Source organism: Bacillus sp. S4, assembly GCF_040838205.1.
Classification (GTDB): Bacteria; Bacillota; Bacilli; order Bacillales; family Bacillaceae_G; genus Bacillus_A; species Bacillus_A cereus_U.
This window is the reverse complement of record NZ_JBFPJI010000011.1, coordinates 35,090-42,278: the sequence shown is the minus strand read 5'-3', so window position 1 is coordinate 42,278 and position 7,189 is coordinate 35,090. Positions and strand designations below refer to the sequence as shown.

The following is a 7,189-nucleotide window of genomic DNA, read 5'->3' as shown; positions in this document are numbered from 1 at the left end:
ATAGAATAGCGATTAAAGCGTTTTGCCAAAAGGTTAGATGATAAATGAGATAAGGTTGTTTTTTGAAATAGACATTTAAAAATACAGCTGAACAAAATGGAGTAGCAAATGCAAATCCAAATAGAATCCTTCTTTTCCAATTCATCTTTTGATCAAAGGAATAGCGCTTTAATAAATATAAAATGAAAAGTATGCCTAGTATAATAAGTGAAACGAACAAAGTGGTTCCAGGGATGCTAAAAGCTGGGCTTAATTGTTCGATATTCTTCCCGAAGATTAAAATGAAAGTCGAAACAAGTGCATCTATTCCAAACTGTATAGCAAGAAGTAAGCTAATAATAAAACCGATTAAAGAAGTTTTTTCTAGCTTTGTTTGGGTTGGTAAAGCTGATATAAGTTCATCACAGTAAGATCGTAAATCATTTCCGAAAATATCATAAGCATTTTTATTTTCTGCTTGTGCTTCGATGAGATGATCTAATATTTCTAATAAAAGTTCTTCTACTTGATGTTCGGGTACGTTAGATAACCGAAGATATACTAACATATCACCGTAAGTAGCTTCGTTTTCAGGTGTTAGAAATTCGCGTTTTTTATTGTTCAATTCAACCATGTCTTGCGCCTTCATCCCTATCACTCCCCTTGTAATAAGTTATTTACCGTCGTTGAAACCATTCCCCAACTTTTTTTAAATTCTTCAAGCTGTTCTAATCCTTTATCGGTTACGTGATAATATTTTCGTTTTGGACCGAGTGAGGAAGCTTTTAATGTTCCTTCAATAAGTTTCTCTTTTTGCATGCGTAACAATAAAGGATAGATGCTTCCTTCACTTACGAATGTAAAGCCGTGTTTATTTAATTTTGTACTTAGTTCATATCCGTACACTTCTTCTTGTGAAATGATATATAGAATGCAACCTTCTAGTACACCTTTTAACATTTGGCTGTGCATGATTTCACCACCTTTTATCCAGGTAACTTGCCTTGCAAGGTAGCTGTTATCTAAATTATAACAGTCAGTAACTTGCAACGCAAGTTACTGAAGTGGAAAACTTTAATCTGTGTTAATTTTCATGTGCTTCCCATACTAACGAGAGGAGGGGAGCACATGAAACCATTTATGCCAAAACTCGTTTACTTTGAACCGAGGGCACTCGAATATCCGCTTGGAAAAGAGCTTTATGAGAAGTTTACGAAGATGGGATTAGAAATTCGTGAAACGACATCACACAATCAAATTAGAAATTTGCCAGGCGAAAATGAATTGCAAAAGTATCGTAATGCAAAAGCAACACTTGTCGTTGGGGTGAGGAAGACGTTAAAGTTCGATACATCAAAACCGTCAGCTGAATATGCAATTCCGCTTGCAACAGGGTGTATGGGACATTGTCATTATTGTTATTTGCAAACGACGCTTGGGAATAAACCTTACGTTCGCGTGTATGTGAATCTAGATGAAATATTTGAGAAGGCAAAGCAATATATGGATGAAAGGGCCCCTGAAATAACAAGATTTGAAGCGGCGTGTACATCAGACATCGTTGGAATTGATCATTTAACGCATGCATTAAAGCGGGCGATAGAGTTTATCGGAGAAAGTGAACATGGACGTTTACGTTTCGTTACGAAATATTCGCATGTTGATCATTTATTAGACGCAAAGCATAATGGGAAAACGCGTTTTCGATTTAGCATTAATTCACGTTATGTGATTAAAAATTTTGAACCGGGGACGTCGCTATTTGAAGAGCGAATTGAGGCTGCTCGTAAAGTAGCGGGGGCTAATTATCCGCTTGGCTTTATAGTTGCGCCAATTTATATGCATGAAGGGTGGGAAGAAGGATACCGAGAATTATTTGAGCGATTGTACAATGCGTTGAAAGATATGGTGATACCAAATTTAACGTTCGAATTAATTCAGCATCGCTTTACGAAACCGGCAAAAAAGGTCATTCAAGAGCGTTATCCAAATACAAAGCTTGAAATGGATGAAGAGAAGCGTAAATATAAATGGGGACGATACGGGATTGGGAAATATGTATATCAAAAGGATGATGCAGAAGTATTGGAAGAAACAATAAGAGGTTATATATATGAGTATTTTCCTGATGCAGAAATTCAATATTTTACATAAGGGGAATCTGTATTCTTTTTTTGTTTTATATATTTAGGCTCGTTTCCACCTTGTCACGTTATTCTTTCTGGTGTATCATTTTATTGATTGCTTCGTACGGAATAAGCAAAATGAAATTGGATGGAGGAAACCGATGCCTACCCCTAGTATGGAAGATTATATTGAACAAATTTATTTGTTGATTGATGAAAAGGGTTATGCCCGTGTATCTGATATTGCTGAAGCGCTTAGTGTACATCCATCCTCTGTAACAAAAATGGTGCAAAAATTAGACAAAGACGAATATCTAATTTATGAAAAATATAGAGGGCTTGTATTAACATCAAAAGGTAAAAAAATCGGAGAACGTCTCGTATATCGTCATGAATTGTTAGAACAGTTTATGCGCATTATCGGTGTGGATGAAAGCAAAATTTATAATGATGTAGAAGGAATTGAACATCATTTAAGTTGGGAATCAATTGACCGTATCGGTGATTTAGTACAATACTTTGAACAAGATGAAGTTCGAGTAGAAACACTTCGTGGTGTTCAAAAAGCAAATGAAGAGAAAAGTAATTAAGGGGAACGTGTGGCGTTTCCTTTTTTATTTCAATCGAAAAGGACGGGAGAATAATGAAAGCAATTATTTTTGATTTTGATGGATTAATTGTGGACACAGAAACAATATGGTTTCACTCTTTCAGAGATGCTGTTCGTGAATACGGCGGCGAGTTACCTTTAGAGGAATTTGCAAAATGTATTGGAACGACAGATGAAGTGCTTTATGCATATTTAAAAGAGCAATTAAAAGAAAAATTTAACGAGCATGCATTAAAGGGAAAAGTAACAACTTTACATAAAGAGAAAATGAAAATACCAAAAGCGCGTGACGGGGTAAAAGAATATTTAGAAGAAGCGAAAGAACTTGGATTGAAAATCGCATTAGCCTCTAGTTCATCTAGGGAGTGGGTCGTTCGTTTTTTAGAAGAGCTACAAATTAGAGATTGTTTTGAAGTGATTAAAACGAGAGAAGATGTAGAGAAGGTAAAACCAGATCCAGCTCTTTATAAAGTTACGATAGAAGAATTAGGAATTGAACCATCAGAAGCTGTTGTATTTGAAGATTCATTAAATGGATTGAAAGCAGCGGTGGCAGCAGGATTAAAGTGTGTCGTCGTGCCTAATGATGTGACAAGAAATTTGCAATTTGAAAACCATCACCTTCGTATCGAAAGTATGAAAGAGAAAAGTTTGAAAGAAGTGCTTCAACATATAAAGGGAAACTTTAATCAGTAGGGTTTTTCGCATCTTCCACTGATTATTAGCTCCGCACCAACCGGGGTAAAAAAAGACCGTATTTCCTAAAAGGAAGCACGGTCTTTCTTTTTGTTTTTTTTACCTTCAATGACAGTTAAATGAGATTGTTTTCTTTTTCTTTTCAACGATGGAGAATTACCCTTTTTCCCCTTGTCATCAGAAGCATTTCGTTTCAAGAAAGAATTGCTTAGGGGTGCTACATTTTGTTTCCCGTGTTTGCGGTTCGATTGTTTCGCTGCACGCTTATATGAGCTTTGCGAATTTGCAGAACCACTAGAGTTTGTAAACATTTTGTAGAGTAAGTAAAAGATACCGACGACAGCCAACATGATACCAATGTTTTTCAATACTAGCATTGGATTTGTAATAACAGATGAAACAAGGCCGAATATTGCTAATCCGATAATAAGCACAAATATAGCGAATGTAAACGAACGACCGTTCATAAGGGACACCTCCTAAAAACATATATTAAAATTAGTATATTAACGATGAGGAAAGGAGTTGAACACCATTTTTAAATAATTATTGTTTGTTTTCTAAACGTAATAATTCTTCAAACGATGCGATTGCAACTTCCGCTTGATCATCTGTTGGTTCTTTTGTTGTTAATAGTTGCAGCCATAATCCTGGATATCCAAGTACTCGCAAAACAGGGACATCTCGTAATCGATTGGTAAATTGTAATACTTCAAAAGAAATACCGAGAACAACTGGAATTAATAAAATTCGGTTTACTACCCTTGCCCAAAGCGGATCTGTAGGGACGAGGAAATAGACAAACATTCCAATAATGACCGTAAATATAATAAAGCTACTGCCACAGCGATAATGGAGGCGAGTTTGCTTTTGAACATTTTCTACAGTCAGTGGAAGATTATTCTCATAAGCATTGATTACTTTATGTTCCGCACCGTGGTACTGAAATACCCGCTTAATAAGTGGGGTTAAAGAAATGAAGTATATATAGCTCAATAATAGCATGAGCTTAATGACACTTTCGACAATGATTTGCCCTGTATGAGATGGGAAAATCGGTCTCGTTAATTCAGCTAAAAGTGCAGGAACTGCTGTGAAAATTACTTTACCGAATATGAACGATAAAACGCCAACTGCTGCAACTCCTAATACCATCGTTAATTTTGATTGTTCTTCTTTTTTATTTGCAAATTGTTCATCATCTTCGGGGTGGACATCAAATCGTTCTGAAGCAAAGTTTAAATGTTTCGCTCCATTCGCACTTGCATCCACAATAGCGGCAATACCTCGTAAAAATGGAATCTTCTTTAGTAGAGACAATGCTTTATTACGAACGCGTGGTAAACGATAAAATTCAATCGATTTATCTTTACGACGAACCGCTGTAACAGTATATTCTCTACCGCCAAACATAACTCCTTCTATGACTGCCTGCCCGCCATATATTTGTTTTGACTCTTCTGCCATGTTAACACCAACCTGTATTTGTTTCTCTCTTATGTAGAAAAAGAGGCAATTGTCATACTTGGTTCTGTCATCTTGAAATAAGACAATCACCGAGTTTCCTTTATTTTATCGACAAATACAGGTAGATGACAAGTGAAAATGTTACGAGAGTCGGACATTTCTTATTCTTTTTATAGACAAATTTTGCAGGATTTAAACATGCTTCAAAATAGTTTCGGGCATACTATTGAGCGGAGGTGTCAATGTGAATCAAGAACAATCAACAATAAGAAACTTTGTACAAATTGGTTTATTTGGTGGCTTATTTTGGGGAGGGATATGGTATTTCCTTCATATATTCTCATTTACAGAAGCTGGCCCTAACTATTTACTTTTACCGTTTGCATTTGGAGATTGGAAAGAAGGGGTTTGGGGAAATGTACTAGGTATCGTTTGTATGGGACTTCTTTCAATTTTAGTGGCATTTCTCTATAAAGCTCTTTTTAAAAAGTTTGAAGGAGTATTACCTGGCGTACTATACGGTTTGTTTTGGTGGGCATTATTATTTTTGGGGATGGGGCTAATGGCACCTGTTATTAAAAGTGCACTCCATTTACCGAAAGAAACAATTGTAACGACAATATGTATCTTTATATTATATGGTGTTTTTATTTCGTATTCTGTAGCATTCGAATCGAATAATACGAATAGAGGAGAAGGGGCCGAGAAGACAAACTATTCAAATAAGTGATTCCTATGTTAAAATGTCGTATAGACATTCTTTAATATTAAGGGGTTTTAAGAAAATGAAAAAGTTACTCCTCGTAAACGGTCCGAACCTAAATCGCCTTGGCGTTAGGGAAGTAAATGTATACGGAAAAGGAACGTTAGCGACGCTTGAAGCAGATATGAAACAAGAAGCAGAAAAAATGGGAGTGGAATTAGAATGTTTCCAATCGAATCATGAAGGTGCTCTTATTGACATCATTCATGAGGCTGAAGATATATATGAAGGGATCATTTTAAATCCTGGAGCATTTACGCATTATAGCTACGCGATTCGGGATGCTATCGCAAGCGTGTCGATTCCAGTTATTGAAGTACATATTTCTAACATTCACGGGCGTGAGTCGTTTCGTCATGAATCTGTGACAGCGGCTGTTTGTGCGGGACAAATTGTTGGATTTGGTTTTTATGGCTATAAGCTAGCGCTATTTGCATTAATGGAGAAATTGAGGGAGGCATAAAGTAATGGAAAAGATCGAGAGATTAAGAAGTGCGTTTGATGAGGCTGGTATTGACGGTATCGTATTAACGAATGAACATAGCCGTAGATATATGGCGAATTTCACAGGAACAGCTGGTGTTGTACTAATTTCAAAAGAGCGTGCTCTATTTATTACAGATTTCCGTTATGTAGAGCAAGCTAGTAAGCAAGCGGCTGGATACGAAATAGTGCAGCATGCAGGATTAATTCTTGATGAAGTTGCGAAACAAGTTAAAGAACTTGGAATTCAAAAGCTAGGCTTTGAGCAAGATACTCTTACATATAGCTCTTACGTAACGCATAATGAAGCGATCGAAGCTGAATTCATCCCAACTTCTGGGCTTGTAGAAAAGTTACGCTTGATAAAGACTGATTCAGAGATTAAGATATTAAAGGAAGCTGCACAGATTGCAGATGCTGCCTTTGAGCATATTCTATCATTCATTCGCCCGGGAGTATCTGAAATTGAAGTGTCAAATGAACTTGAATTTTTCATGAGAAAACAAGGAGCAACATCTTCTTCGTTTGATATTATCGTTGCTTCAGGTCTTCGTTCGGCATTACCGCACGGCGTGGCATCTGAAAAAGTGATAGAAAAAGGAGATTTCGTCACATTAGACTTCGGCGCTTATTACAAAGGATATTGCTCTGATATTACTCGTACGATTGCAGTCGGTGAACCATCTGATAAATTAAAAGAAATTTATAATATCGTTTTAGAAGCACAACTACGTGGTGTGAACGGTATTAAAGCTGGTTTAACGGGTCGTGAGGCTGATGCATTAACGCGTGATTACATAACGGAAAAAGGATATGGTGAATACTTCGGACACTCTACTGGTCATGGAATCGGTCTTGAAATCCATGAAGCACCAGGTTTAGCGTTCCGTTCTGATACAGTACTTGAACCAGGTATGGCTGTAACAGTAGAACCAGGTATTTATATTCCAGGTGTTGGCGGGGTACGTATTGAAGATGATATCATTGTAACAAGTGAAGGTAATGAAGTAATAACGAAATCACCAAAAGAACTTATTATTTTGTAATACACAGGAGGATTTTTTT

At 36.6% G+C, this 7,189-nt stretch carries 10 protein-coding genes; 6 read left to right on the top strand and 4 right to left on the bottom strand.

Features of this window, described 5'->3' with window-relative positions; translation table 11 throughout:
- Together AB3X48_RS03255 and AB3X48_RS03250 are read right to left on the bottom strand one after the other, a co-directional pair.
- The coding region (locus AB3X48_RS03255; protein WP_367958788.1) for a DUF1129 domain-containing protein at positions 1-628 on the bottom strand (628 nt) is incomplete at its 3' end.
- Positions 629-633: 5 nt separating this feature from the next.
- Positions 634-951, bottom strand: a complete 318-nt coding sequence (locus tag AB3X48_RS03250; RefSeq protein ID WP_000556081.1) for a PadR family transcriptional regulator — start codon at positions 949-951, stop codon at positions 634-636.
- Positions 952-1,107: 156 nt separating this feature from the next.
- Between AB3X48_RS03250 and splB the strand changes: the two genes are divergently transcribed.
- The 3 genes from splB (at position 1,108) to AB3X48_RS03235 (ending at position 3,411) form a co-directional block, all read left to right on the top strand.
- Positions 1,108-2,133 (top strand): spore photoproduct lyase, encoded by a 1,026-nt coding sequence (splB, locus tag AB3X48_RS03245; RefSeq protein ID WP_016106133.1) that lies wholly within the window; start codon positions 1,108-1,110, stop codon positions 2,131-2,133.
- Between the two features lie 133 nt (positions 2,134-2,266).
- Positions 2,267-2,695: a transcriptional regulator MntR gene (gene mntR / locus AB3X48_RS03240; protein WP_001143080.1), complete on the top strand. Its 429-nt coding sequence runs from the start codon at positions 2,267-2,269 to the stop codon at positions 2,693-2,695.
- A gap of 53 nt (positions 2,696-2,748) precedes the next feature.
- Positions 2,749-3,411, top strand: a complete 663-nt coding sequence (locus AB3X48_RS03235) for an HAD family hydrolase (protein ID WP_016106132.1) — start codon at positions 2,749-2,751, stop codon at positions 3,409-3,411.
- Between the two features lie 65 nt (positions 3,412-3,476).
- Here AB3X48_RS03235 and AB3X48_RS03230 read toward each other — a convergent pair whose 3' ends face one another.
- Complete coding sequence (locus tag AB3X48_RS03230; protein ID WP_016106131.1) at positions 3,477-3,878, bottom strand: SA1362 family protein; 402 nt, start codon at positions 3,876-3,878, stop codon at positions 3,477-3,479.
- Between the two features lie 79 nt (positions 3,879-3,957).
- A complete protein-coding gene (locus AB3X48_RS03225) occupies positions 3,958-4,878 on the bottom strand; it encodes a DUF1385 domain-containing protein (RefSeq protein WP_002160519.1) in 921 nt (306 codons plus the stop codon).
- Positions 4,879-5,122: 244 nt separating this feature from the next.
- Between AB3X48_RS03225 and AB3X48_RS03220 the strand changes: the two genes are divergently transcribed.
- From AB3X48_RS03220 to pepQ, 3 genes are read left to right on the top strand one after another with little or no spacing between them, the layout of a single operon-like run.
- Positions 5,123-5,608: a YqhR family membrane protein gene (locus AB3X48_RS03220; protein WP_016106130.1), complete on the top strand. Its 486-nt coding sequence runs from the start codon at positions 5,123-5,125 to the stop codon at positions 5,606-5,608.
- A gap of 55 nt (positions 5,609-5,663) precedes the next feature.
- Entirely contained in the window at positions 5,664-6,104 is a 441-nt protein-coding gene (aroQ, locus tag AB3X48_RS03215; RefSeq protein WP_002160521.1) for a type II 3-dehydroquinate dehydratase, read from the top strand.
- A 4-nt stretch (positions 6,105-6,108) separates the two neighbouring features.
- A complete protein-coding gene (gene pepQ / locus AB3X48_RS03210) occupies positions 6,109-7,170 on the top strand; it encodes a Xaa-Pro dipeptidase (protein WP_002160522.1) in 1,062 nt (353 codons plus the stop codon).
- Positions 7,171-7,189: the final 19 nt, after the last annotated feature.

What these genes read in the sequence shown, in the direction of transcription:
- AB3X48_RS03225 (WP_002160519.1), bottom strand. Translation starts at nt 4,878, where the DNA reads ATGGCAGAAGAGTCAAAACAAATATATGGCGGGCAGGCAGTCATAGAA.
- splB (WP_016106133.1), top strand. Translation starts at nt 1,108, where the DNA reads ATGAAACCATTTATGCCAAAACTCGTTTACTTTGAACCGAGGGCACTC.
- mntR (WP_001143080.1), top strand. Translation starts at nt 2,267, where the DNA reads ATGCCTACCCCTAGTATGGAAGATTATATTGAACAAATTTATTTGTTG.
- AB3X48_RS03235 (WP_016106132.1), top strand. Translation starts at nt 2,749, where the DNA reads ATGAAAGCAATTATTTTTGATTTTGATGGATTAATTGTGGACACAGAA.
- pepQ (WP_002160522.1), top strand. Translation starts at nt 6,109, where the DNA reads ATGGAAAAGATCGAGAGATTAAGAAGTGCGTTTGATGAGGCTGGTATT.
- aroQ (WP_002160521.1), top strand. Translation starts at nt 5,664, where the DNA reads ATGAAAAAGTTACTCCTCGTAAACGGTCCGAACCTAAATCGCCTTGGC.
- AB3X48_RS03230 (WP_016106131.1), bottom strand. Translation starts at nt 3,878, where the DNA reads ATGAACGGTCGTTCGTTTACATTCGCTATATTTGTGCTTATTATCGGA.
- AB3X48_RS03250 (WP_000556081.1), bottom strand. Translation starts at nt 951, where the DNA reads ATGCACAGCCAAATGTTAAAAGGTGTACTAGAAGGTTGCATTCTATAT.